At 65.8% G+C, this 25,351-nt stretch carries 21 protein-coding genes; 12 read left to right on the top strand and 9 right to left on the bottom strand.

Annotated elements, in window-relative coordinates; all coding sequences use genetic code 11:
* The first annotated feature begins 38 nt into the window (after positions 1–38).
* The 7 genes from CAG33_RS04075 to CAG33_RS04045 all read left to right on the top strand — a co-directional run bounded on the left by CAG33_RS04075 (position 39) and on the right by CAG33_RS04045 (position 9,088).
* On the top strand, positions 39–2,378 hold the full coding sequence (locus CAG33_RS04075) for a heavy metal translocating P-type ATPase (protein WP_085637070.1): 2,340 nt from the start codon (positions 39–41) through the stop codon (positions 2,376–2,378).
* 15 nt (positions 2,379–2,393) lie between these two features.
* Entirely contained in the window at positions 2,394–3,257 is an 864-nt protein-coding gene (locus tag CAG33_RS04070) for a LysR family transcriptional regulator (RefSeq protein ID WP_085630094.1), read from the top strand.
* A 210-nt stretch (positions 3,258–3,467) separates the two neighbouring features.
* Entirely contained in the window at positions 3,468–4,538 is a 1,071-nt protein-coding gene (locus tag CAG33_RS04065) for a putative 2-aminoethylphosphonate ABC transporter ATP-binding protein (protein ID WP_085580939.1), read from the top strand.
* On the top strand, positions 4,538–6,262 hold the full coding sequence (locus tag CAG33_RS04060; protein WP_085630092.1) for a putative 2-aminoethylphosphonate ABC transporter permease subunit: 1,725 nt from the start codon (positions 4,538–4,540) through the stop codon (positions 6,260–6,262). The genes CAG33_RS04065 and CAG33_RS04060 overlap by 1 nt, the downstream gene beginning before the upstream one ends.
* 39 nt (positions 6,263–6,301) lie before the next feature.
* Positions 6,302–7,324, top strand: a complete 1,023-nt coding sequence (locus CAG33_RS04055) for a putative 2-aminoethylphosphonate ABC transporter substrate-binding protein (protein WP_085580935.1) — start codon at positions 6,302–6,304, stop codon at positions 7,322–7,324.
* Positions 7,325–7,397: 73 nt separating this feature from the next.
* A complete protein-coding gene (locus CAG33_RS04050) occupies positions 7,398–8,531 on the top strand; it encodes a TIGR03364 family FAD-dependent oxidoreductase (protein WP_085637067.1) in 1,134 nt (377 codons plus the stop codon).
* Entirely contained in the window at positions 8,531–9,088 is a 558-nt protein-coding gene (locus CAG33_RS04045; protein ID WP_085637064.1) for a phosphonate degradation HD-domain oxygenase, read from the top strand. The genes CAG33_RS04050 and CAG33_RS04045 overlap by 1 nt, the downstream gene beginning before the upstream one ends.
* A 172-nt stretch (positions 9,089–9,260) precedes the next feature.
* Here CAG33_RS04045 and CAG33_RS04040 read toward each other — a convergent pair whose 3' ends face one another.
* Both CAG33_RS04040 and CAG33_RS04035 read right to left on the bottom strand, forming a co-directional pair.
* Positions 9,261–10,637, bottom strand: a complete 1,377-nt coding sequence (locus CAG33_RS04040; protein WP_085637061.1) for a GTPase/DUF3482 domain-containing protein — start codon at positions 10,635–10,637, stop codon at positions 9,261–9,263.
* Complete coding sequence (locus CAG33_RS04035; protein ID WP_085637059.1) at positions 10,630–12,009, bottom strand: DUF2868 domain-containing protein; 1,380 nt, start codon at positions 12,007–12,009, stop codon at positions 10,630–10,632. The genes CAG33_RS04040 and CAG33_RS04035 overlap by 8 nt, the downstream gene beginning before the upstream one ends.
* Before the next feature lie 85 nt (positions 12,010–12,094).
* Here CAG33_RS04035 and CAG33_RS04030 point away from each other — a divergent pair, with 85 nt between their 5' ends.
* Complete coding sequence (locus CAG33_RS04030) at positions 12,095–12,607, top strand: dihydrofolate reductase (RefSeq protein ID WP_085637056.1); 513 nt, start codon at positions 12,095–12,097, stop codon at positions 12,605–12,607.
* A 40-nt stretch (positions 12,608–12,647) separates the two neighbouring features.
* On the opposite strand, the gene CAG33_RS04025 is transcribed toward CAG33_RS04030, so the two are convergent.
* A complete protein-coding gene (locus CAG33_RS04025) occupies positions 12,648–14,039 on the bottom strand; it encodes an L-cystine transporter (protein ID WP_085637053.1) in 1,392 nt (463 codons plus the stop codon).
* A gap of 239 nt (positions 14,040–14,278) precedes the next feature.
* Between CAG33_RS04025 and CAG33_RS04020 the strand changes: the two genes are divergently transcribed.
* Entirely contained in the window at positions 14,279–15,334 is a 1,056-nt protein-coding gene (locus CAG33_RS04020; protein WP_085637050.1) for a phosphorylcholine phosphatase, read from the top strand.
* Between the two features lie 222 nt (positions 15,335–15,556).
* On the opposite strand, the gene ilvD is transcribed toward CAG33_RS04020, so the two are convergent.
* The 5 genes from ilvD to CAG33_RS03995 form a co-directional block, all read right to left on the bottom strand.
* On the bottom strand, positions 15,557–17,398 hold the full coding sequence (gene ilvD / locus CAG33_RS04015) for a dihydroxy-acid dehydratase (protein ID WP_085580918.1): 1,842 nt from the start codon (positions 17,396–17,398) through the stop codon (positions 15,557–15,559).
* 256 nt (positions 17,399–17,654) lie between these two features.
* Entirely contained in the window at positions 17,655–18,887 is a 1,233-nt protein-coding gene (locus CAG33_RS04010; RefSeq protein ID WP_085637047.1) for an MFS transporter, read from the bottom strand.
* A complete protein-coding gene (locus tag CAG33_RS04005; RefSeq protein ID WP_085637044.1) occupies positions 18,880–19,857 on the bottom strand; it encodes a diiron oxygenase in 978 nt (325 codons plus the stop codon). The genes CAG33_RS04010 and CAG33_RS04005 overlap by 8 nt, the downstream gene beginning before the upstream one ends.
* Positions 19,854–20,927 (bottom strand): SagB family peptide dehydrogenase, encoded by a 1,074-nt coding sequence (locus CAG33_RS04000; RefSeq protein WP_085637041.1) that lies wholly within the window; start codon positions 20,925–20,927, stop codon positions 19,854–19,856. The genes CAG33_RS04005 and CAG33_RS04000 overlap by 4 nt, the downstream gene beginning before the upstream one ends.
* Positions 20,928–21,383: 456 nt before the next feature.
* A complete protein-coding gene (locus tag CAG33_RS03995; protein ID WP_085580910.1) occupies positions 21,384–22,580 on the bottom strand; it encodes a class I SAM-dependent rRNA methyltransferase in 1,197 nt (398 codons plus the stop codon).
* 282 nt (positions 22,581–22,862) lie between these two features.
* Between CAG33_RS03995 and CAG33_RS03990 the strand changes: the two genes are divergently transcribed.
* The 3 genes from CAG33_RS03990 (at position 22,863) to CAG33_RS03980 (ending at position 24,894) form a co-directional block, all read left to right on the top strand.
* Positions 22,863–23,675, top strand: a complete 813-nt coding sequence (locus tag CAG33_RS03990; protein WP_170929954.1) for an HDOD domain-containing protein — start codon at positions 22,863–22,865, stop codon at positions 23,673–23,675.
* Positions 23,676–23,687: 12 nt separating this feature from the next.
* Positions 23,688–24,500, top strand: a complete 813-nt coding sequence (gene mutM / locus CAG33_RS03985) for a bifunctional DNA-formamidopyrimidine glycosylase/DNA-(apurinic or apyrimidinic site) lyase (protein ID WP_085637038.1) — start codon at positions 23,688–23,690, stop codon at positions 24,498–24,500.
* 70 nt (positions 24,501–24,570) lie between these two features.
* Entirely contained in the window at positions 24,571–24,894 is a 324-nt protein-coding gene (locus tag CAG33_RS03980; RefSeq protein ID WP_085637034.1) for a multidrug transporter, read from the top strand.
* 107 nt (positions 24,895–25,001) lie between these two features.
* Here CAG33_RS03980 and CAG33_RS03975 read toward each other — a convergent pair whose 3' ends face one another.
* Positions 25,002–25,253 (bottom strand): YfhL family 4Fe-4S dicluster ferredoxin, encoded by a 252-nt coding sequence (locus CAG33_RS03975; RefSeq protein WP_009683359.1) that lies wholly within the window; start codon positions 25,251–25,253, stop codon positions 25,002–25,004.
* Between the last annotated feature and the right edge of the window lie 98 nt (positions 25,254–25,351).

Genomic DNA, 25,351 nt, shown 5'->3' with positions numbered 1-25,351 from the left:
TCTTTACTTGGCAACAGGCACCTTCATGGACGCGACCGATGAGCGATTCCCTGCACACCCACAGCCACAAACCTGGCGACGAACACGATCACAAGCATGATCACGATCATGGCCACAGCCCGAAACTGCAGCCTGTGCATAAACACGATCACGGCGGCGACGCCTGCTGCGGATCGAAGGTTTTCACGCCTGCGCCTGTTCATTCGAATGAAGATTCCTGCTGCGGATCGAAAGCCGCCATGCCTTCGCTGATTCAATTGAGCGAGGCGCCGAGCGCCGGCGCCCGGCTGAGCAGTTTCCGCATCGAGGCGATGGACTGCCCGACCGAGCAGACCCTGATCCAGAACAAGCTCGGCAAGCTGGCCGGCATTCAGCAACTGGAGTTCAACCTGATCAACCGCGTCCTCGGCGTGACCCACACGCTGGCGGACACCGCGCCGATCACCGAGGCGATCAAGTCCCTGGGCATGCAGGCCGAACCGCTGGAGGCCGGCGTCGAGACGCCCGCCCCGGCGCCGGTGAAAAAGCACTGGTGGCCGCTGGCGCTGTCCGGCGTCGGTGCGCTGGCGGCGGAGGTCATCCATTTCACCAACGCCGCGCCGACCTGGGTGGTGGCGATCGTCGCGCTGGTGTCGATCCTCAGCGGGGGCCTTGGCACCTACAAAAAGGGCTGGATCGCCCTGAAGAACCGCAACCTCAACATCAACGCCCTGATGAGCATCGCCGTGACCGGCGCCGTGCTGATCGGCCAGTGGCCGGAAGCGGCGATGGTGATGTTCCTGTTCACCGTGGCCGAGCTGATCGAGGCCCGTTCGCTGGATCGGGCGCGCAACGCCATCAGCGGCCTGATGCAGATGACGCCGGAGCAAGCCACTGTCTTGCAGGCTGACGGCAACTGGGCCGAACGTGAGGTCAAAGGCATCGAACTCGGGGCCCGGGTGCGGGTCAAGCCCGGTGAGCGCATCGCCCTCGACGGTGAAGTCGTGAGCGGCAGCTCGACCATCGACCAGGCGCCGATCACCGGGGAAAGCCTGCCGGTGGAGAAGACCGTCGGCGACAAGGTGTTCGCCGGCACCATCAACCAGGCCGGTTCCCTTGAGTACACCGTGACTGCGGCGGCCAACAACTCGACCCTGGCGCGGATCATCAACGCCGTCGAACAGGCCCAGGGCGCGCGGGCGCCGACCCAGCGCTTCGTCGACCAGTTCTCGAAGATCTACACCCCGGCGGTGTTCATCCTCGCGCTGGCCGTGGCGGTGATCCCGCCGCTGTTCATGGGCGCGGCGTGGTTCGACTGGATCTACCGCGCACTGGTGCTGCTGGTGGTGGCGTGCCCGTGCGCCCTGGTGATCTCCACCCCGGTGACCATCGTCAGCGGCCTGGCGGCCGCGGCGCGCAAGGGCATCCTGGTCAAGGGCGGCGTGTACCTGGAGGGCGGCTTCAAGCTCGACTACCTGGCCCTGGACAAGACCGGCACCATCACCCATGGCAAACCGGTGCAGACCGATTACCTGTCGCTCGACCCGACCGCCGAAGCGCTGGCCCCGGCCATCGCCGCGGCACTGGCAGGGCGTTCCGACCACCCGGTGTCGCTGGCCATCGCGAACGCCGCTGTGGATAAGAACCTGATCCTGCCGCTTGTGGATAACTTCACCGCCCTGGCCGGTCGCGGGGTGAAGGGCGAGGTGGACGGCCAGACCTACCACCTGGGCAACCACCGCCTGGTGGAAGAGTTGGGCCTGTGCTCGCCGCAGCTGGAAGAAAAGCTGTTCGCGCTGGAGAAGCAGGGCAAGTCCGTGGTGCTGCTGCTCGACCGCTCGGGCCCGCTGGCGCTGTTCGCCGTGGCCGATACGGTCAAGGACACCAGCCGCGAAGCCATTCGCCAATTGCACGATTTGGGCGTGAAAACCCTGATGCTCACCGGCGACAACGTCCACACCGCCCAGGCGATCGCGGCGCAGGTCGGCATCGACCAGGCCAAGGGCGACCTGCTGCCCACCGACAAGCTGCAAGCCATCGAAGACCTGTATGCCCAGGGCCACCGGGTCGGTATGGTCGGCGACGGCATCAACGACGCCCCGGCGCTGGCCCGGGCCGAAATCGGCTTCGCCATGGCGGCGGCCGGCACCGACACCGCCATCGAAACCGCCGATGTCGCCCTGATGGACGACGATCTTCGCAAGATCCCGGCATTCATCAGCCTGTCGCGCAACACAGCGACAATCCTCAAGCAGAACATCGCGTTGGCGCTGGTGATCAAAGCGATCTTTCTTGGGGTAACCTTCGCCGGGGTCGCCACCATGTGGATGGCGGTGTTCGCCGACATGGGCGTCAGCCTGCTGGTGGTGTTCAACGGTTTGCGCCTGCTGCGCAAGTAAGAGAGAGGGGCGGTTGTGCTGAGTGCCGAGCTGAAGGCGTTTTACATGGTGGCCCGGTTGGGCAGCATCACGCTGGCGGCAAAGAAGCTGGGCCTGAGCCAACCGACCGTGACCACCCAGATCCGCCATCTGGAGAGCCAATACTCGGTGGAGCTGTTTTACCGCGGCGGCCGGCGCCTGAGCGTCAGCGACGAGGGCGCGCGGCTGCTGCCGATGGTCAAGGCGCTGCTGCAGCAGGAAGCCGACATCGAGTTCTTCCTGCGCAACAGTGGTCAGGTGCAGGGCACGCTGCGCATCGCCGCCACCGCGCCGTATTACATCCTCGACCTGGTGAAGGCGTTCCGCGAGCGTCTGCCTCAGGTGGAGGTGTCGGTGGAGATCGGCAACTCCCAGCAGGTGCTCGAAGCGCTGGAGGATTACCGGGTGGACGTCGCGGCCTCGTCGCAGTTGCTGGAGGACGCGCGGCTGATCCGCCGGGTGCTCGGCAGCGACCCGCTGGTGCTGGCGGTGCATCGCGACCATCCGCTGGCGGCGCATGACCATGTGACGCTGAGCGCGCTGGCCGGGCATACCCTGCTGATGCGCGAGTCCGGCTCGACCACCCGGCGCCTGACCGAAGAGCTGCTGGCCGGCGCCGGCGTGAGCTTCGGCCCGCTGCTGGAGATCGGCAGCCGCGAATCGATCCGCGAGGCGGTGCTGCGCAACATCGGCATCAGCATCATCGCCCGCCAGGAAGTGCCCCACGATCCGCAGCTGCGGGTGCTGACCCTGGAGAACGCGCCGCAGATCCCCGAGTATCTCTACTGCCTGAAGGAACGCAAGAATGCGCGCTTGCCGGCGGCGTTTCTGGGTTTGGCACAAGAGATGTCCCCAGCCTGAGGCTTTTCGGTGCCTGTGCCGGCCTCATCGCCAGCAGGCTGGCTCCTACATTGAAATGCGTTCCCCTGTAGGAGCCAGCCTGCTGGCGATGGCGCCGGGCCGGACAACCCAAATCCATGAATACCACTATCGGCCGTTTTTGCCCGGCTGCCATATGACGGACGCATTACAACCCTAGGATGGCCCCCATCTGCTCGATGAGGCCTGTCCATGAACCCTGCAACCGTCCTGACCACTCCCGGCGCACCGATGAAAGTGCGCAACGTGCAAAAGCGCTTCGGCGCGTTCACGGCGCTGGACAACGTCTCCCTCGACGTGGCCGCCGGCGAGCTGGTGTGCCTGCTCGGCCCGTCGGGCTGCGGCAAGACCACCTTGCTGCGCTGCATCGCCGGCCTGGAGAAGCAGGACAGCGGAGAGCTGTACCTCGGCGAGCGCGACGTGTCCCACCTCGCGCCCCAGGCCCGGGACTACGGCATCCTGTTCCAGTCCTACGCACTGTTCCCCAACCTGACCGTCGAAGCGAACATTGCCTACGGCCTGGCCGGCAGCGGCCGCGACGAAGTGCGCCGCCGGGTCGGTCAGATGCTGGAGCTGGTGGGCCTGGTCGGCAGCGAGAAAAAGTACCCCGGCCAACTGTCCGGCGGTCAGCAGCAACGGGTCGCCCTGGCCCGGGCATTGGCGCCGTCGCCGTCGCTGCTGCTGCTCGACGAGCCGATGTCGGCCCTCGACGCCCGGGTGCGCGAGCACCTGTGCACCGAACTGCGCCAACTGCAGCGGAGCCTCGGCATCACCACCCTGATGGTCACCCACAACCAGGACGAAGCCATGCTGATGGCCGACCGCATCGCCGTGATGCACAACGGCAAGGTCGAGCAGTACGCCACGCCCCAGGAGATCTACGACCGCCCGGCCACGCCGTTCGTCGCCGAATTCGTCGGCCAGGGCAACTGGCTGCCGTTCCAGCGCAGCAGCGACAGCCACGCGCGGGTCGGCGGGATGAACCTGCGCCTGGCCGACGGCAGCGTCCACAGTCCTTCCGGCCGCCTGTTCTGCCGTCCGGAAGCGATCAGCGTCAATCCGCTGGTGCACGAGGAAAACCTGTTCCCGGCCAAGGTGCGTGAGATCACCTTCCTCGGCAACCGCTGCCGCATGAGCTTCGAACTCGACCAGTTGCCGGGCCATGCGCTGCTCGCCGAACTGGCCCCGGAAGCCATGCCGCGCCTGGGCGCACAGCAGATCATGGTGGCCCTGCCGCCGCGCAGCCTGCAGGTGTTCGCCTGATGAGCGCGAACATGGCGCTGCCGCTACCGCACAAGCAGGCGCGGCAGGTGTCCGGGGCCGAGGTCGGCGACCGGATCTTCGTGCTCGGCGGCAAGCTCCTGTTGCTGGTGCTGCTCGGGGTGGCGGTGCTGCTGCCGCTGTTGGCGATCTTCTGGCGCGGCTTCAGCAGCGAAGCCGGGCAGGGCGGCGGCTGGCTCGCCGCGAAAGAACTGGTGAGCAGCGACAATTTCCACTGGCTGCTCGGCAACAGCCTGAAGGTTTCCCTCAGCGTCGCGGCCATCGTCGTACCGCTGGCCTACCTATTTGCCTACGCCTTGCAGCGCACGTTGATTCCCGGCAAAGGCCTCTGGCGCGGGATTTCGTTGCTGCCGCTGATGGCGCCATCGATGCTGCCGGGGATTGCGCTGGTCTATCTGTTCGGCAATCAGGGCCTGCTGCGCGGCCTGCTGTCGGACAACATTTACGGTTTCTGGGGGATTGTTCTGGGTGAGGTGATCTACACCTTCCCACACGCTTTGATGATCTTGCTGTCAGCCCTGTCGCTGGCGGATGCGCGACTGTTCGACGCTGCGTCGAGCATGGGCGCCAGTCCTGCAAAAGCCTTCCGCAGCATCACTTGGCCCGCGACCCGTCAGGCCGTGTTCGCCGCGTTCTGTCTGGTGTTCACCCTGACCATCACCGATTTCGGTGTGCCGGTGGTGGTCGGTGGCGACTATCAGGTGCTGGCGCTGGAAGCCTACAAAGCGGTGGTCGGCCAGCAGCAATTCGGCCGCGGCGCGTTGATCGGCATGGTGCTGCTGCTGCCGGCGCTGTTCAGTTTCGGCGTCGATGCCTGGTTGCGTCGCCGTCATGGCGACGCCATGAGCGGTCGCGCCCAGGTGTTCAAACCGGCACCGTCTAAGAAGCGCGATGTCTTTTATCTCAGCGTTGTCCTGCTGATCAGCGCAGCGTTGCTGCTGGTGTTCGGCATGGCCGTGTTCTCGTCGCTGGTGAAGTTCTGGCCGTACAACCTGTCGCTGTCGCTCAACCATTACCGGTTCGACGAGACCGCCGGCGGCGGCTGGCTGGCCTACGGCAACAGCCTGAAGATGGCGCTGGGCTCGGCGCTGATCGGCAGCGCGCTGATCTTCACCGGCGCCTACCTGATGGAAAAGACCCGCAGCCAGCGCGGGCTGAATCTGACGCTGAGGATGCTCAGTTTCGTACCGATGGCGGTGCCGGGGCTGGTGCTCGGTCTGGGTTACGTTTTCTTCTTCAACCTGACCGGCAACCCGCTGCACGTGCTGTACGGAACCATGACCCTGCTGATCGTCTGCACCATTGCTCACTATTTGACCACTGCGCAGATGACTGCCACCACCGCGCTGCGCCAGCTCGACGCCGAGTTCGAAGCCGCCGCGCTGTCGCTGAAAGCGCCGCTGTACCGCCATTACCTGCGGGTGACCGTGCCGATCTGCCTGCCGGCGCTGCTGGACATCGTGCGCTACCTGTTCGTGTCGGCGATGACCACCGTGTCCGCCGCGATCTTCCTTTACAGCCCCGACACCATCCTTGCGGCGGTGGCGGTGCTGAACATGGACGACGCCGGCAACGTCGGCGGCGCAGCGGCGATGTCGACCCTGATTCTGTTCACCTCGGCAGGCGTGTCCTTGCTGCTGGCGTGGGCTTCGCGCGGCTTGCTGCGCCGTTCCCAGGCCTGGCGGCAGACCCCGCCCGGCCATTGATTTTCGTCCCATCCCCTCAACTCAAGACAGGAAAAGATCATGTTCAAGCCTATGGCCCTGGCCGCCGCGCTCGCCACTTTCAGCCTGAATGCCTTCGCGGCGAAAACCGAGTTGACGGTGTACACCGCCCTCGAAGCCGAACAGCTCAAGACCTACAAGGAAGCCTTCGAGAAGGCCAACCCGGATGTCGAGATCAAGTGGGTGCGCGACTCCACCGGGATCATCACCGCCAAGCTGCTGGCCGAGAAGGAGCGCCCGCAGGCCGACGCGGTCTGGGGCCTGGCGGCGTCGAGCCTGGCGATCCTCGACCAGCAGGGCATGCTGCAAAGCTATGCGCCGAAGGACCTGGGCAAGATCGGCGGCAACTACCGCGATGCCGCCAATCCGCCAGCCTGGGTGGGCATGGACGTGTGGGCGGCGACCATTTGCTTCAACACCGTCGAGGCCCAAAAGCAGGGCCTGAGCAAGCCGGTGAGCTGGCAGGACCTGACCAAGCCTGAGTACAAGGGCAAGATCGTGATGCCGAACCCGGCCTCGTCCGGCACCGGTTTCCTCGATGTCAGCGCCTGGCTGCAGACCTTCGGCGAGAAGCAGGGCTGGGCCTACATGGACGGCCTGCACCAGAACATCGGCCAGTACGTCCATTCCGGCTCCAAGCCGTGCAAGCTGGCGGCGGCGGGGGAATTCCCGATCGGCATTTCCTTCGAATACCCGGCCGTTCAGCTCAAGCGTCAGGGCGCGCCGCTGGACATCATCCTGCCGAAGGAAGGCCTGGGCTGGGAGATCGAGGCCACCGCCGTGATCAAGGGCACCGCCCATGAAGAGGCGGCCAAGAAGCTCGCCGACTTCTCCGCAAGCCCGGCGGCCATGGAGCTGTACAAGGAAAACTTCGCCGTGCTCGCCCAGCCGGGCATCGCCAAGCCGCAGACCGAACTGCCGGCGGACTACGAGCAGCGCCTGATCAAGAACGACTTCGCCTGGGCCTCGAAGAACCGCGACGAGATCCTGACCGAGTGGCGCAAGCGCTATGACGGCAAGTCCGAGAAAGTCGCCGCCAAGTAAGATTTTCATCGACTGACAGGGCCCCATCGCTGGCTTGCCAGCGATGGCGGTCTCTCATTCAGAGCACCTCTCAATGACACAACACAAAGACTTGCTGATCATCGGCGCCGGCATCCTGGGCCTGTCCCACGCCTATGCCGCCGCCCGGCGCGGCCTCAAGGTCAGCGTCTTCGAGCGTACCGCCACGCCCCTCGGGGCGTCGGTGCGCAATTTCGGCCAGGCGCTGGTCACCGGCCAGCCGCCGGGGCCGATGCTGGAGCTGGCCAAGGCCAGCCGCGAGATCTGGGGCCGGTGGGCGCAGCTCGCCGGCCTGCAACTCAAGCGCAACGGCTCGTACCTGTTCGCCCGCACCGAGGCGGAAGAACAGTTGCTGGAAGCCTTTTGCGCCGGCCGCGCCGTCGAGCACGGCTACCGCGTGGAGCTGCTGCGCGGTGCCGCCCTGCATGACCTGTACGGCGGCCGGTTCAGCCATCACCGCGCCGCGCTGTACGGCCTGGACGACCAGCAGCTGTACTCGCGCGAAGCGATCCCGGCGCTGATCGACTGGCTGCGCCGCGAGCTGGGCGTCGAGTTCCACTTCTCGACCCTGGTGCGCGACGTCGAACCGGGGCGCCTGCACAGCACCGCCGGCACGTTCACGGCCGGGCAGATCATCGTCTGCTCCGGCCACGATTATCAGACCCTGCTGGCCGAGCCCATCGCCGCCCTCGACCCGCAGGTCTGCCGCCTGCAGATGCTGCGCGCCCGGCCCCAGGCCAGCCTCGACCTGCAGCACGCGCTGCTCACCGGCCTCAGTTGCGTGCACTACGGCGCCTTCGCCGACCTGCCGGAAGCGGCGGCGGTGCAGGCGCAGATCCTGCGCGAGACGCCGCACCTGCACGACAACGGCATTCACCTGCTGATCAGCCCCACGCCCCAAGGCGAACTGATCATCGGCGATTCGCACCATTACGGCAGGGATCCGTCGCCGTTCAACGCCGAACAGGTGGACGACTGGATGATCGGCCTGGCCGAGCACACCCTCGGCTGCAAGGTACAGGTGGTCGAGCGCTGGCAGGGCGTCTACGGCGCCCGCGGGCCGGGGCCGTTTTCGTTCCTGCGGCCGGCGCCGGGGCTCGGCGTGGCGCTGATGCACACCGGCGTGGGCATGAGCGTCGGCCCGGCCATGGCCGAGCGCAATGTCGCGCAACTGCTGGAGGAGGTCTGATGGGCCGCCACGAACAGGTGATCGCCGAGGTGTTCGGGCTGTACGAACGCTTCGGTGCCAGCGACTACATCGGCGAGCCGGTGTCGCAGATCGAGCACATGTCCCAGGCGGCGCAGCTGGCCATGGCCGAAGGCTTTGACGACGAAGTGGTGCTGGCGGCGTTCTTCCACGACATCGGCCACCTGTGCGCCGAGGGCGCGCAGAGCATGGGCGGCTACGGCGCGGTCAGCCACGAACGCCTCGGCGCCGATTACCTGCGCGAGGCGGGGTTCAGTGAGCGTGTCGCGCGGCTGGTGGAGTATCACGTGCAGGCCAAGCGCTATCTGACGCTCAGGGAGACGGGCTATCACCAACGCCTGAGCGAAGCCAGCCGACGCACCTTGGCGTATCAGGGCGGGGTGATGACGGAGGCCGAAGCTGAGGCGTTCGAGCGCGATCCGTTGTGCGCCGTCAGCCTGCGGATGCGCCAGTGGGATGAGCTGGCGAAGGAGACGGCGGTGCCGGTGGTGGATCTGCAGGTGCTGAAGGAGAAGGCGGTGCGGGTGTTGGCGGGCTGAACCGCTGAACCGCTGAACCGCTGAACCGCAGGGCCGCAGGGCCGCAGGGCCGCCATCGCCAGCAGGTTTTCCTGCACACCAGAACCCATGTGGGAGCGAGCCTGCTCGCGATGACGGCAGTCCATCCCCCTTCGGTGCGCCGGACGAACCGCCATCGCCAGCAGGCTGGCTCCTACAGATCGGTGGCCAGTGAGTCGATCTGCCCCTGTCGTTCGGCCTGATTGAGCTTGGGGTGCGGATTGAGCGATGACCACTGCGGATGCGCCCGCGCCTTGATCAGGGCCTCGGGCAGTTTGCCTTGGCGCCAGGTCTCGTCCTGGGAGGCGGCGACCTGAACGGCATCCATCGCCGCATGGCCCCGGGCGTTCAGGGCCAGCAGCAACTGGCGCTGACGCAACGCCAGCAGGCGCAGCACGTTGTCGTCGACCGTCAGCTCGCGCTGCCCTTTGAGCTTGCCCAGCAAGCGGTTGCCGTAGCTGCGGGCGGTCTGCAGGGCGCCGCCGGCAATCGCGCCGGCCAGGGCGGCGGCGCCGAGGGTGATGCCACCGACCGCCAGATCCACGCCGGCACCGACGGCGGCGCCGGCCGCCATCCCGCCGCCGACCCGCACGCCCAACTGCTTGAGGGTTTCCGGGTTGAACAGGTCATCGCCCCAGCGCCCGTCCAGCAGCGGCAGGTCGCTGGCGGCGGCATCCTGCACGCGGAAGGCATAGAGCTTGAGCAGCGCCTCGACGCAGCGCTGTTCGCGCTGGCGCACGGCCTGGCGCAGTTCGCTGATGGCTTGCTGTTCCTGTGCGGCTTCGCTGGCCACGCTGCGCCGGCAGGCGGCGCAGTCGATCAACAGCTCGGCGATCAGGCGCGCGGCACTCTGTTGGCGGGCGAGGCGTTGGGCCTGCTGGTCGGCGATCAGGCGCTCCAGTTGCGGCCGGGCATTCTCCAGCAGCAGCGCCAGGCTTTCGTACAGCCGCCGTTCGCCGTCCTCCGGCGGGGCGACGCTGTCGAAGCGCACCAGCGCATGCAGGCCAAGACGCGCCAACGCTTCGCGCCATTGCGGCTCGCGGTGGTCGGCGCTGCTGACGAAATTCAGCACCGGCAGCAGCGGTTTGCCGCAGCCGGCCAGCACCTCCAGCTCGTCCCGGTATTTGGCCAGCACCGGTTCGCGGGCATCGATCACGTACAGCCCGGCGTCGGAGGCGAGCAGTTGCCGCAACACCTTGGCCTCTTGCTCGAAACGTTGGCGCGCCTCGCTGCCGTCTAGGAACCGCGCCAGCCGCGCCGGGCCGTCGAGGCGTTCGCCGGGGCGTTCCAGCCGTTCGAGAAAATCCAACAGGGCGATGGCGTCTTCCAGGCCCGGGGTGTCGTAGAGGTCGAGCAACGGTTCGCCCTCCACCGACAGCCGTGCGCCCTCGACGTGCCGGGTGGTGCTGGGGCGGTGCGAGACTTCGCCGAAGCCGACGTCGCGGGTCAGGGTGCGCAGCAGCGACGTCTTGCCGACGTTGGTGTGGCCGACCACGGCCAGTTTCAGCGGGGCCTTCCAGGCTTCAGTCATGACCGTGCTCCAGCCAGCCCATCGGGGCGCAATCGGCGAACGGCAGCTCCAGCTGCTCCAGCGCCACGTGCCAGTCGCCGAGGCGTTCGGCGTCCAGCGCCTGGCCTTGAGGTGCCTGCAACAGCCAGACGCGGGTGGCGGCGGCATTGCGCGCCAGTTCGGCGATCAGCGCCAGGCTGCCGCGGTCCGGCGAGCGCCGGGGATCGCAGGCAATGGCCAGACGTGCGGGCGGGAAGCGGGTCAGCTGTTCAAGCAGGCGGTGCCTGGATTCGCGGCTGTCGAGGATGCCGGCGTCGCTGACGCCTTTGGGCAATGCCGGCGGCCACGGGCGCTGGTCGTCCAGCTCGATCGCCACCAGCAGCGCCCCTTCGCTGACCTCTGCGCCGACGGCGCTTTCGACCCGGTGCAGGTGCTCCGGCGCCGCGTCGTTGATGCCTAAGCGTTCGCTGCTGGGCATCAGGCGTTCACGCAGCTGGGCGTAGCCGGGCAGGTTCAGGTCCAGGTGCAGGCGGGCGCGTCCGCGGTTCCAGCGCCAGCGGCACAGCAGCATCAGGATCAGCCGCGGCAGCACGCCGTAGATCAGCACCGCGCCGACCAGCCAGATGGCCCAGGCCTGGCGCACCAGCGCCCGGTTGTAGTCGCTGTCCAGGCCGACGCGGATCATGTCCACCCGTGGCGCGCTCCAGCCCAGGGCATGGGGGACGGCGGTCAGGGCATCGGTCAGCGCCGCGAAGAAGTCGGCGCCCAGCAGGGTGCTTTCCCAGATGAAGTCGTATTGCCGGGTCGCCATCAGCAGCACCAGCATTGTCAGGGCGCTGAGCATGATCAGCAGCCAGAGCCCGTTGACCAGCGTGCCGATGGCCCAGCGGTTGAGCCGGTGCCGTTGCAGGAGCAGCATCAGCGCCGGCGGCAGTTGGGCGGCCTTGGCGTCCCGGGCGAGTTTCTCGCTGAGCCACATCCACAGGCGGCCCAGCGCCGCGCTGTGCTCCCCGGCAAACACCAGGCCGACCGCCCAGCTCAGCAGCAGAATCAGGTTCAGCCCGAGCAACGTGCCCAAGGCCCAGAAAATGTTGACCGGCCCGAGGCCGTTGCCCAGCGCGGAAAACGCCATGCCCGCCCCGGTGATGCAGGCCAGCGCCGCCATCAGCAGCACCGCCAGGCGTGCGCCTTGCAGCCAGTGCTTGAGCGCGGCGGTCAGCCCGTCGCGCTCGGCCAACCACAGCGCCCGGCGCTGGATGCGTCCCGGCAGGTCGCCGCCGGCCGCGCGGGCCAGGCGATTGGCTTCCAGATCGTCCAGGGAACCTGCGTGTTCTTCGCGCAGGCGCATGGTTTCGGTGAGCCAGAGGTTTTGCAGTGGAGTCAGTTCAGTCACGCGGCATCCCGTTGCTTGATTGAGCCGTGAGCATAACCGCTGCGGCGCTTATCGGGGCAAGCGCGGCTCTGCTATCCTCGCCGGCATGACTAAATCACTCCCCCTCAGCCTGATCGCAGCCCTCGGCGAAAACCGTGTGATCGGCATCGACAACAGCATGCCCTGGCACCTGCCGGGGGACTTCAAATACTTCAAGGCCACGACGCTCGGCAAGCCAATCATCATGGGCCGCAAGACCTGGGATTCGTTGGGTCGTCCGTTGCCGGGCCGTCTGAACATCGTGGTCAGCCGTCAGGCCGGTCTGGCGCTGGAAGGCGCGGAAGTCTATCCGTCGCTGGAGGCCGCCGTGGCGCGTGCCGAAGCGTGGGCGAAAGAGCAGGGCGTCGACGAGTTGATGCTGATCGGCGGTGCGCAGTTGTATGCGCAGGGGCTGGCGCAGGCGGATCGTTTGTACCTGACCCGCGTGGCACTGAGCCCGGAAGGGGATGCGTGGTTTCCGGAGTTCGATCTGAACCAGTGGAAACTGGTGTCGAACGTGCCGAATCCGGCTGAAGGCGACAAGCCGGCCTACCACTTCGAAGTCTGGGAAAAAGCCTGAATCTGTGGCGAGGGAGCACGCTCCCTCGCCACAACGTCAATCAAGCCTGAGCAAGCTCCGCATGCTCATCGGCCTCCAGCAGCGCCTTGTCGGTCTGCTGCATCACTTGGCTGGTGATCGCCCCGGCGGTGATCGAACCGCTCACGTTCAATGCCGTGCGGCCCATGTCGATCAGCGGCTCGACCGAAATCAGCAACGCCACCAATGACACCGGCAAGCCCATGGCCGGCAGCACGATCAGCGCCGCGAACGTCGCGCCGCCGCCCACACCCGCCACACCGGCCGAGCTCAGGGTCACGATGGCCACCAGCGTGGCGATCCACAGCGGATCCAGCGGGTTGATGCCCACGGTCGGCGCCACCATTACCGCCAGCATGGCCGGATAGAGGCCGGCGCAGCCGTTCTGGCCGATGGTCGCGCCGAACGAGGCGGCGAAGCTGGCCACCGACTGCGGGATGCCCAGACGGCTGGTCTGCGCCTCGATGCTCAGCGGGATGGTCGCCGCGCTGGAGCGGCTGGTGAAGGCGAACGTCAGCACCGGCCAGATCTTGCGGAAGAAGCGCAGCGGGTTGATCCCGGCCGCCGACACCAGCACGCCGTGCACGACGAACATCAGGCCCAGGCCCAGGTACGACACGACCACGAAGCTGCCCAGCTTGATGATGTCCTGCAGGTTGGAGCCGGCCACCACCTTGGTCATCAGCGCCAGCACGCCGTACGGGGTCAGCTTCATCACCAGGCGCACCAGGCGCGTCACCCAGGCTTGCAGGGTGTCGATGGCGTTGATCACTTTCTGGCCTTTGTCGGCGTCATCCTTGAGCAGCTGCAGCGCAGCCATGCCCAGGAACGCGGCGAAGATCACCACGCTGATGATCGAGGTCGGCTTGGCCCGCGCCAGGTCGGCGAACGGGTTCTGCGGGACGAACGACAGCAGCAGCTGCGGCACGTTGAGGTCGGCGACCTTGCCGGCGTAGTCGGTCTGGATGGTTTGCAGGCGGGCCATTTCCTGGGTGCCGGCCACCAGGCCTTCGGCGGTGAGGCCGAACAGGTTGGTCAGGCCGATGCCGATCAGCGCGGCGATCGCGGTGGTGAACAGCAGCGTGCCGAGGGTCAGGAAGCTGATCTTGCCCAGCGACGAGGCGTTGTGCAGACGGGCCACGGCGCTGAGGATCGAGGCGAACACCAGCGGGATCACGATCATTTGCAGCAGTTGCACGTAACCGTTGCCCACCAGGTCGAACCAGCCGATCGAGGCTTTGAGCACCGGGTCGCCGGCACCGTAGACGGTGTGCAGCGCCACGCCGAAGCCCACGCCGAGCGCCAGCGCGAGCAGGACTTTTTTCGCCAGGCTCCAGGAGCTATGGCGGGTTTGCGCCAGGCCGAAGAGCAGGGCGAGGAACACCAGCAGATTGAGGATCAGCGGCAGATTCATGAGGACTCCCGAAAAGACGTTGCCAGCAGCCTTCCGGGGCCGCTGCGAACCGGAAAGCCTAACAGCTTGATTTGCAATGAATTAATACCGAAATCGCAGGGTGTCCGTCGTTTTTGGAATAAGCGCATGTCGCATCCACGATGCAACTGGCGCAAAAAAGACGCACGCGGTCGCTGACAGACGGGAACTGTCACACTGATTTGTTAGCGTCGATTCCTTTCAACCGGGGAGAAACGCTGATGAAATTCGCACCGACATTTCTGGCTGCCGCACTCTGCCTTGGCCTCGCTGGCCAGGCGCTCGCCACCGACTTGAAGCACTGGCCCGCGGATCAGGCCAAGGCACTGGACGCGATGATCGCGGCCAACGCCAACAAGGGTAACTACGCGGTGTTCGACATGGACAACACCAGTTACCGCTACGACCTTGAAGAATCGCTGCTGCCGTTCATGGAAAACAAGGGCCTGATCACCCGGGACAAGCTCGACCCCTCCCTGAAGCTGATGCCGTTCAAGGACACCGCCGACCATAAGGAAAGCCTGTTCAGCTACTACTACCGCCTCTGCGAAGTCGACGACATGGTCTGCTACCCGTGGGTGGCGCAAGTGTTCTCCGGCTTCACCCTCAAGGAGCTCAAGGGCTACGTCGACGAAATGATGGCCTCGGGCAAGCCGGTGCCGGCCACCTATTACGAAGGCGACGTGGTCAAGAAGCTGGACGTCAACCCGCCGAAGCTCTTCACCGGCCAGCAAGAGCTGTACAACAAGCTGATGGAGAACGGCATCGAGGTCTATGTGATGACCGCCGCTTCGGAGGAACTGGTGCGCATGGTCGCGGCGGATCCGAAGTACGGCTACAACGTCAAGCCGCAGAACGTCATCGGCGTGTCGCTGCTGCTCAAGGACCCCAAGACCGGCGAGCTGACCACCGCCCGCAAGCAGATCACCGCCGGCAAGTATGACGAGAAGGCCAACCTCGGCCTGGAACTGACCCCGTACCTGTGGACCCCGGCCACCTGGATGGCCGGCAAGCACGCGGCGATCCTGACCTACATCGACGAGTGGAAGAAGCCGGTGCTGGTGGGCGGCGACACCCCGACCAGCGACGGCTACATGCTGTTCCACGATGTCGACGTGGCCAAGGGCGGCATCCACCTGTGGGTCAACCGCAAGGACAAGTACATGACCCAGCTCAACGGCATGATGGCCAAGCACGCCGCGGCCCAGGCCAAGGAAGGCTTGCCGGTGACGGCGGACAAGAACTGGGTGATCGTCAAGCCGGAAGAGATCCAGTAAGCCGCGGTCCTGGGCGGTTCCTGGGGGCGCTACGGTCTTGAGCCTGTGGCGCCTCGACGGGCGCCATCGCCAGCAGGCTGGCTCCCACAGGGATCCCGGCTGAATGCGGAATCTGCGGCCACCGCCATCCAATGTGGGAGCCAGCCTGCTGGCGATGGCGTCAGCCCAGGCAAAAAAATGCCCCGCACATGGCGGGGCATTTTTATGCGCGACGGTTAAGCATTACAGCCCGTCGAGCATCGCCTTGTTGCGCACCGCACCCTTGTCGGCGCTGGTGGCGAGCAGGGCGTAGGCCTTCAGGGCGGTGGTCACCTTGCGCGGACGCTGTTCGGCCGGCTTCCAGCCTTTCTTGTCCTGCTCGACCCGGCGCGCGGCCAGTTCTTCATCGCTGATCAACAGGTTGATCGAACGGTTCGGGATGTCGATCAGCACCTTGTCGCCGTCCTGCACCAGGCCGATGGCGCCGCCCGCCGCCGCTTCCGGCGAAGCGTGGCCGATGGACAGGCCCGAGGTGCCGCCGGAGAAGCGGCCGTCGGTGAGCAGGGCGCAGGCTTTGCCCAGGCCCTTGGACTTCAGGTAGGAGGTCGGGTAGAGCATTTCCTGCATGCCCGGGCCGCCTTTCGGGCCTTCGTAGCGGATGATGACGATGTCGCCTTCCTTCACTTCGTCGGCGAGGATGCCGCGCACGGCGCTGTCCTGGCTTTCGAAGATCTTCGCGTTGCCTTCGAAGACCAGGATCGACTCGTCGACGCCGGCGGTCTTCACCACGCAGCCGTCCAGCGCGATGTTGCCGTACAGCACGGCCAGGCCGCCTTCTTTGGAGTAGGCGTGCTCGACGCTGCGGATGCAGCCGTTCTCGCGGTCGTCGTCCAGGGACGGCCAGCGGGTGGACTGGCTGAACGCGGTCTGGGTCGGAATGCCGGCAGGGCCTGCCTTGAAGAAATGGTGCACGGCCTCGTCGTTCGTCTGGGTGATGTCCCACTTGGCGATGGCTTCTTCCATGCTGCGGCTGTGCACGGTCGGCAGGTCGGTGTGCAGCAGGCCGCCGCGGGCCAGCGAACCGAGGATGCTGAAGATGCCGCCGGCGCGGTGCACGTCTTCCATGTGGTACTTCTGGATGTTCGGCGCGACCTTGCACAGCTGCGGCACCTTGCGCGACAGGCGATCGATGTCGCGCAGGTCGAAGGCGATCTCGGCTTCCTGGGCGGCGGCCAGCAGGTGCAGGATGGTGTTGGTCGAACCGCCCATGGCGATGTCGAGCATCATGGCGTTCTCGAACGCCTTGAAGTTGGCGATGTTGCGCGGCAGCACCGACTCGTCGTTCTCGCCGTAGTAGCGCTTGCACAGCTCGACGATGGTGCGGCCGGCCTCGAGGAACAGCTGTTCGCGGTCGCTGTGGGTGGCCAGGGTCGAACCGTTGCCCGGCAACGCCAGGCCCAGGGCCTCGGTCAGGCAGTTCATCGAGTTGGCGGTGAACATGCCGGAGCACGAGCCGCAGGTCGGGCAGGCGCTGCGCTCGTACTCGGCGACCTTCTCGTCAGAGGCGCTGGAGTCGGCGGCGATCACCATGGCGTCGACGAGGTCGAGGCCGTGGCTGGCCAGTTTGGTCTTGCCGGCTTCCATCGGGCCGCCGGAGACGAAGATCACCGGGATGTTCAGGCGCAGGGCGGCCATCAGCATGCCGGGGGTGATCTTGTCGCAGTTGGAGATGCAGACGATGGCGTCGGCGCAGTGGGCGTTGACCATGTATTCGACGGAGTCGGCGATGATCTCGCGGCTCGGCAGCGAATAGAGCATGCCGTCGTGGCCCATGGCGATGCCGTCGTCCACGGCGATGGTGTTGAATTCCTTGGCGACGCCACCGGCCCGTTCGATTTCGCGGGCGACCAGTTGGCCCAGGTCCTTGAGGTGGACGTGGCCCGGCACGAACTGGGTGAAGGAGTTGGCGACGGCGATGATCGGCTTCTTGAAGTCGTCATCCTTCATCCCGGTGGCGCGCCACAGTGCGCGGGCGCCGGCCATGTTGCGGCCGTGGGTGGAAGTCTTTGAACGGTAATCAGGCATTGGAGCACTCCGGGCGGCTAATCAGGTACTAAAGGGGAGTGAGCTTCTGTTGACGTCCGGAACACCCGAAAATGGCCGTGTGTCCTGATGCTGCCGATGACTTTGCGGGATCGCCGCTTGCCTCAGCCTGAGCTCATAAACCCGCCGGGGATGAATGGCGATGAATCCCGCGATTCTACACCGCTGGCGTCTGGAGGGAATGGCGCAAAACGCTGTTCGGCCGCCGAGGGCGCCTGCGGGATGACGGCCGGCGGTTTCAGTCGCGGCCCGGCTGCACGACGGCGCCGTGACGAAGGCCTTCGGCCCGGCGGTTGATGCGGGCGTTCAGCCCCAGCGCCACGCCGCCGAGGATCAGGAAGCAGCCGCCGAGGGTGGGTTGCAGGTCGGCCGGGCTCAGGCTGATCAAGGCGCTGATCGCCCCGCCGCAGATGAAGACCAGGGTGCTGCCGGCCGAGGCCGAGGTGCCCGCGTGCTCGGGATAAAGGTCCATGGCCCGGGAGGTAGCCGCTGGCCGGACGATGGTGGTGCCGGCGGTGCAGATCAGCATCGGCACCAGCACCGTCGCCGGGGTCAGCGCAAAGCCCGAAGGCAGGCACAGCAGGGCCAGGCCGGCCAGCAGGATCAGGCCCAGCCCTGCGGTGATCTGCCGGGCGGGCGTGATCCGTCGGCTCAGCACGGTGGCGACGATGCCCCCCAGCACATAGGCGGCGCCGTAGACCAGCAGGACAAGGGAGAACTCATAGGCGGACAGTTGCAGGCGGTCCATGAAGATCAGCGGCGAAATCACGATGAACGAGAAGTGGCAAGCGAAGGCGAAGGCCGATATCAGCCAGTAACCGACGAAGTCGAAATCGCCCAGCACCCGGCGGTAGGTCAGCAGGAAGTGCGCCGGGGCACCTGCGGCCGTCGGACGGCCCCCTGGCAGGAACAGCCCCGCCTTGAGCAGCACCACCGAGGCCAGCGCCGCGAATGCCCAGAAGCTGGCGCGCCAGCCGAAGGCGGATTGCAGCAGGGTGCCGGCCAACGGTGACACCGAGATGAAAAGACCACCTGCGGTGACCATCAGGATCCGCAACCGGTCACGTTCCTCCCCGTCGAACAGGTCCTGCACCAGGGCCTGGGACAGCACGAAGCAACCGCAGCCCGCCGCCTGCACCACCCGGAACGCCAGGAACAGCGCGTAGTCGCGGGACAGCAGGCAACCGACGGCGCCGAGGATCGAGACCGCGATGCCGGCCAGCAGCAGGCACTTGCGCCCGATCACGTCCGACAGCGGGCCGATCAGCAACTGGGAAAAGGCGATGCCCACGGCGAACACGCTGATCGACAGCGCGATGTCCGTGGGCGTGCGCCGGAAATGCTCGGCCAGGGCCGGAAACGACGGCAGCAGGACATCCAGCGGAAACACGCCGAGCAGCACCATCGCCAGCAACAGGCCCACGGCCCCGCGACGTTGGCGGGCGGTCGCCGCCGGAGTTCCTTCATTCATCGATCAGTCCTGCCTTGGCGAAGAGTCTGCGGTTTTGGGGCAACGCGAAGAATCCGGCCTTTGTCAGCGCCGCGAGGGTGGCGACGGCGCCTGCGCGGGCGCGGCGCCGGTTGGCCTGGGCGGTGGCCGCCTCGGCGACGATGTCCGTGGCGGTTTCTTCCTCGATCCCGGCGCTGCGCAGGCTCTGGAGCAGCCAGGCCTCGTCGACCTCGAAGAAGATCCCGATGACCTCCAGCAGCGTTCTTGCCGTGAACGTCCTTTTGCGGGTGTTCATGGTCAGCCAGAGGTAATGGAACACCTCGGCGAAGTAGCGGCTGTGACGGGCCTCGTCGCCCAGATGGTCGCGCAGCATGTCGTCGACGCAGGACACCAGGCTGTCACGGCAGACGTCGAGCAGCTCGCGGGCGATGAGGGTCTCCGAGACGAAGCCGAGCAGGAACCACGCCAGCGGCCGGCTGTGCTGCGGTGTGCGTTCGATCAGGGCGTTGAGCCGGGTGATCCGCCGGGGCATGGCCGGACGCTGGGTGAAGCCATAGTGCGCGGCGATCTGTTCGGCCAAGCGGTTGGAGAACAGCGCGTGATACCCCTCGTCCGTGTAGAGCTGGAGCGCGGCGGTCTTCATGCGCGGGGGCACGTAGGCGGGGATCTCGCCATGGACGATGGTTTCCACCGCTCGGTTGACGATGCGGTGTTCGAGCAGGGTGGTGTAGTCGAGAAAGTGCACCAGGTGGTTGGCGGTCAGGCGGTGGATGACCTCGCGCCCGGCTGCTTCGATGGCCGGATGGGCCAGGTACGGCAGGAAGCCTGGGGGAAACCAGTGGCGGGACTCCAGTTGCCGCGCAAGGTCCGCTGGCAACGGGTAGTCATGGCGGCTGACCCGCACCGACGCGCGGGTGTCCCATTCTCCCAGCGTGAAGCGCAGCGCCCAGGACACCGGCGGTTCGGCCGGGACATCGAGCAGTCGAGTCATGGATTCACCGCCCGTGGGTCCAGCAGGTCCCTCAGTTCCCGGCACATGGCCTGGCCATCGCTGTTGCCGCAGCCGACGAAGAACAAGGGCTGTTCAGGGCTGCCTTCGAGGTTGAGCAGGGTTTCGACCGGGCCGTCGGCGAACGCACCGGTCAGCCAGGTGTTGAGGCCCAATGCCGTGGCCACCAGTTGAAAGGTCTGGGACAGATGGCCGGCCTCGACGAATGCCATCCGGTAAGCCCGTGAGTGGGGGTATTTCCACCAGAGCCGGTCGAACCGGGCGGTGATGAACAGGCCCAGCGGCAGATCGTTGATGAAGTGCTGGCCGCACAGCAGGTTGCCCAGTGCCGAGTCGGGCAGCGGGTTCGTCAGGCTCAAGGTGTGCTGCGCCGGATGGTAGGCATAGACGCCGGGCGCCAGGCCGCTGACGTTCTGAACCAGCAAGAGGCCTTCGCAGGCGTTGAGCCCGCCGCCGGACGGGCTGCTGCGCCGTGCCGTCATGCCCGGGGCGGCGCTGTCGTCGCAGATGCGTTCGCGCAGGTGGCCGAGCGTCAGGTACAGCAGGGTGCTCAGGTCGGTGAGCGCCACGGGGGCCTGGGTGAAGGAGCGGCAGGTCTTCCGGTCAAGCAGCGTGGTGTGCAGATCGGCGCCCGCCAACCGGGACGGTTCGGGCAGGGCGATGTGCGCCAGGGTGTCCGGCGGTGTCCGGGTGTCGCCGGGCGCTGGCGTGGCCAGCACGTCGTTGCAATGTTCCAGGTATTGCCTGGACCATTCTTGAATGTTCTGTGGGGGGTGTTCGAAAGGGATGTTTTGGGTGCCGATGTGGTAGATCCTGGAAAGTTCGTCCCATCCCCATTCCGGTGTGTCGGTTTTTGAAGCAGTTAATATTCCGGCTGCCAGAAGTTGTGTGTCTATGATGTTGCTGTCGTCGAAGTTGTTCGGGTTTTCTATAAGTTGCGCGAGGCGAGTCGAATAACGGATATCGAGTTCGTGTTGCGTGTGGTCTTTATAGTTCCAGACAATTTGTGCGGGCGGCTTCGGCAATATGAAAACATGAGGGTTGATGTGCATGAGGCGATTCACTCTGTGCTGTGAGCCTTTGAAGACGCCGGAGTGCCGGCACCCTCCGGCGTCTTCATTTACTTAGCGGGCTTTAGGGGCGACCAGAAAAGCCAGGTTTGCGATTTTGTTGGTTTCCAGAGTGATTGCTTTCATTTGATGAACTCCTTGTTCATTGGTAATTGAAGTCACCTCGTGGTGACAGCTCAATCATAGTTTGTAATGGATTGTTGGCAAGCGGATATTCAGTAGGAATGTTCCAGTAATTTTGTCGGAGCGCTTACCGGTCGAGTTTGGACTTGTAAGTTGTTTCTTGTTGGGTGTTTCTTTTAATGAAATATCCTGCACGTCTGTAGGAAAGAACATGTAGGAAGGAACATGTGGGAAGTTCGATGAGGCAGGGCGGGACGCAGGCCAAAAGCAAAACGGGGAGCCCATGGGCTCCCCGTTTTGCTGTCCGGCCGCGTATCAGCTGTTGGGCAGCAGGCGGCAGGTGATGCTCTTGATGTAGCGGGTTTCCGGGATGGCCGGGTGCACCGGATGATCCGGGCCCTGGGCGCCGCGCTCCAGCAGTTGGATGTTGCGGTCCAGGTGGCGGGCGCTGGTCAGCAGGATGTTCTGCAGGTCGTCTTCCGGCAGGTGCATCGAGCACGACGCGCTGACGAGGATGCCGTCCTTGGTCAGCAGGCGCATGGCCTGCTCGTTCAGGCGGCGGTAGGCGCCTTCGCCGTTCTTCAGGTCTTTCTTGCGTTTGATGAACGCCGGCGGGTCGGCGACGATGACGTCGAAACGCTCTTCGCTGGCCTTGAGTTCCTTCAGGGCTTCGAAGACGTCGCCTTCGATGCAGGTCATCTTGTCGGCGAAGCCGTTCAGCGCGGCGTTGCGCTCCACGCCGTCGAGGGCGAAGCCCGAGGCGTCGACGCAGAACACTTCGCTGGCGCCGAACGCGCCGGCCTGCACGCCCCAGCCGCCGATGTAGCTGTACAGGTCCAGCACGCGCTTGCCTTTGACGTACGGCGCCAGGCGCGCGCGGTTCATGCGGTGGTCGTAGAACCAGCCGGTCTTCTGGCCGCCGATGACCGGGGCTTCGAACTTCACGCCGTTCTCTTCCAGCGGCACCCACTCCGGCACCACGCCGAACACGGTTTCGACGTAGCGCTCCAGGCCCTCGGCATCGCGGGCGGCCGAGTCGTTCTTGAACAGGATGCCGCTCGGCTTGAGCACCTGGGTCAGCGCGGCGATCACGTCGGCCTTGTGGGCTTCCATGGTGGCCGAGGCGAGCTGCACCACGAGGATGTCGCCGAAACGGTCGACCACCAGGCCCGGCAGCAGGTCGGAGTCGCCGTAGACCAGGCGGTAGAACGGCTTGTCGAATAGGCGCTCGCGCAGGGACAGGGCCACGTTCAGGCGGTGCACCAGCAGCGACTTGTCCAGCGCCAGCTTGGCGTCCCGGGACAGCAGGCGGGCGCAGATCAGGTTGTTCGGGCTCATCGCCACGATGCCCAGCGCCTTGCCGCCGGCGGCTTCGAGCAGGGCCTGGTCGCCGGCCTTGAAGCCGTGCAGCGGGGTGGCGGCCACGTCGATTTCGTTGCTGTAGACCCACAGGTGGCCGGCGCGCAGGCGACGGTCGGCGTTGGCTTTGAGGCGCAAGCTAGGCAGGGACATGACGTCGCTCCGGAAAAAAAGAGCGGGAGTATACCGTGTTGCGCGCGGCGCGGGCCGCAGGAGCGATGAATCACCCGCCGCAGGCGAACCGGCCACACATTTTGCGTACGCCGCCAGGCGCAATCGACGGGGTGGTCTTCAATGAAAGATTTGGCCGATCTGCCCTGCGATGTGTCGTTCGTCGGTTTTTAGGGGTTAGAATCGCCGCCTGTCCCAGAGTGTGTACTTATGTCCCAAGAGCTGACCACCGAACAGATTCAACAGTCCCTGCAGGGCATCAGCGTGCCCGCGCAACCGCAGATCATGGTGGATCTGCAAATGGAGCAGTACATGCCCGACCCGGACCTGGAGACCATCGCCAAGCTGATCTCCCAGGATCCCGGCATGTCCGGCTCGCTGCTGAAGATCGTCAATTCGCCGTACTACGGCCTGAGCAACAAGATCACCTCGATCAAGCGCGCGGTGAACCTGTTGGGCAGCCGTTCGATCATCAACCTGATCAACGCGCAGTCGATCAAGGGCGAGATGAACGACGACACCATCGTCACCCTCAACCGTTTCTGGGACACGGCCCAGGACGTGGCGATGACCTGCCTGACCCTGGCCAAGCGCGTCGGCACCGAAGCGTGCGACGAGGCCTATGCGCTGGGCCTGTTCCATGACTGCGGCGTGCCGCTGATGCTGCAGCGCTTCCCCGACTACATGTCGACGCTCGAAGAGGCCTACGCCAGCGCCAGCGCCGAATGCCGGGTGGTGGACACCGAAAACCGCGTGTACAACACCAACCATTCGGTGGTCGGCTACTACACCGCCAAGTCCTGGCGCCTGCCGGAGCACGTCAGCAACGCCATCGCCAACCACCACAACGCGCTGGCGATCTTCAGCGACGAGTCTTCGCGCAACAACCAGATGAAAAACCTGCTGGCGATCCTCAAGATGGCCGAGCACATCTGCGCCTCCTACCGGGTGCTGGGCAACCAGGCCGAAGACCATGAGTGGAACTGCGTAGGTCCTTTGGTGCTCGACTACGTCGGCCTGTCCGAGTATGACTTCGAGACCCTCAAGCAGACGATCCGCGAACTCGGCGCCCATTGATTCGAGAACGACATGCCTGAATTGCCGGAAGTCGAGACCACCCGCCGGGGCATCGCCCCGCACCTGGAGGGCCAGCGGGTCAGCCGGGTGATCGTGCGCGAGCGCCGTCTGCGCTGGCCGATCCCCGAAGAGCTCGATGTGCGGCTGTCCGGCCAGCGCATCGTGCAGGTCGACCGGCGGGCCAAGTACCTGCTGATCAACGCCGAGGTCGGCACGCTGATCAGCCATCTGGGCATGTCGGGCAACCTGCGGCTGGTGGAGGCGGGGTTGCCGGCGGGCCGGCATGAGCATGTCGACATCGAACTCGAATCGGGCCTGGCCCTGCGCTACACCGATCCGCGCCGGTTCGGCGCCATGCTCTGGAGCACCGATCCGCTGCATCACGAGCTGCTGATCCGCCTGGGGCCTGAGCCGTTGACCGACCTGTTCGACGGCGAGCGGCTGTTCCAGCTGTCGCGGGGGCGGTCGATGGCGGTCAAGCCGTTCATCATGGACAACGCGGTGGTGGTGGGCGTGGGCAACATTTACGCGACCGAAGCGCTGTTCGCCGCCGGCATCGATCCGCGCCGCGAAGCCGGGGGCATTTCCCGGGCGCGCTACCTGAAGCTGGCCATCGAGATCAAACGCATCCTCGCCGCCGCCATCGAGCGCGGCGGCACCACGCTGCGCGACTTCATCGGCGGCGATGGCCAGCCGGGGTATTTCCAGCAGGAGCTGTTCGTCTACGGCCGCGGCGGCGAGCACTGCAAGGTGTGCGGCACCGGGCTGCGGGAAATCAAGCTCGGCCAGCGCGCAAGCGTCTGGTGCCCGCGCTGCCAGACCTGAGGCAAAACGGCTGAAAAGCTCCTACGGTCTATAGTGAGGTGTCTCACTGTTCAGCCCGAAGGATCGTGCCATGAAATCCCTTCCTGCCCTGCTCATCGCACTGTCGCTGTGTGCCAGCCTGCCCGCCCGGGCGACGGAGGGCGGTAGCGGCGATCCGCGCTACGCCCTCCAGAACCCGCCGGCCTACGCCATGATCGGCGACCTGCTGATCGCCCGGCCGTTGCTGACGGTGGCGACGGTGATCGGGGCGGGGGTGTTTGTCGTGTCGTTGCCGTTCACGGCCTTGGGCGGCGGGATCGGCGATGCCGGAGAGGCACTGGTGGTGGCGCCGGCGAAAGCGGCGTTCGCGCGGTGCCTGGGGTGCACGGGGGAGGGGTTCGAACAGCGCGAGTGAACTGTTCCGGGTGGTCGGTGACGCTATCGCCAGCAGGCTGGCTCTCACATGGGATCTGCGCCCTGTGGGAGCCAGCCTGCTGGCGATGAGGCCCGAGGGAATCCGGATCAGGCCTTGCCGGTGATCCGGCGGTACTTGGCCATCAGCTGCTCTTCGGTTTCCGGATGGGCTTCGTCCAGCGGGATGCAGTCCACCGGGCAGACCTGCTGGCACTGCGGCTCGTCGTAGTGGCCCACGCACTGGGTGCACAGGTTCGGGTCGATCACGTAGATCTCTTCGCCTTGGGAAATGGCCTCGTTCGGGCACTCGGGTTCGCAGACGTCGCAGTTGATGCAATCGTCGGTGATGATCAGGGACATGCTAACTCCAGCCGGGGCGGCAGGCCCGGGCGCTATCTATCAGTGCGCGCAATTGTGCCGCATTGGCGCCTGCAGTGCACGCAGGCGCCGTTTGAACG

Source organism: Pseudomonas sp. B3(2017) (assembly GCF_002113595.1).
GTDB lineage: Bacteria > Pseudomonadota > Gammaproteobacteria > Pseudomonadales > Pseudomonadaceae > Aquipseudomonas > Aquipseudomonas ekonensis.
The sequence above is the reverse complement of the archived record's forward strand: the minus strand, read 5'-3'. Positions and strand labels throughout refer to the sequence as shown.